This is a genomic window from Christiangramia aquimixticola (assembly GCF_048285835.1).
In the GTDB taxonomy this organism is placed as follows: Bacteria; Bacteroidota; Bacteroidia; order Flavobacteriales; family Flavobacteriaceae; genus Christiangramia; species Christiangramia aquimixticola.
Genome location: NZ_JBLVTL010000241.1, coordinates 1 through 294 on the forward strand (window position 1 = coordinate 1; position 294 = coordinate 294).

Below are 294 nucleotides of genomic sequence, written 5' to 3' on the forward strand. Positions count from 1 at the left end.
TATCAAGAGCGTCTCTTTTTACTTTATGTTTTTCAGTTAAGTTTTTCCAGTCAAAGCCGAAGAAATGACCTGATAGGATTGATCGAAAATTGGGATATGCATGTGTCAGACTTGCCAAAAGAGCTGACGGATTTTGATTGGAAGACTTTCCAGTTGGATTACCGGGATTACATTGATTTGGCCAAACTATTCCAATTGGTACCACTCATTGGTGCGCCTGTTGGGGCAATCGCAAACTATAAGCTCACCGATCATCTTGGTCGGTACGCGATGAATTGCTATAGATTGAGAATG

General features: G+C 41.2%; 1 protein-coding gene. It reads left to right on the plus strand.

Translation table 11 applies throughout. From position 1 onward, the window contains the following. A partial coding sequence (locus tag ACNKXV_RS14310) for an EcsC family protein (protein ID WP_417908383.1) occupies positions 1–294 on the plus strand: 294 nt, incomplete at both ends.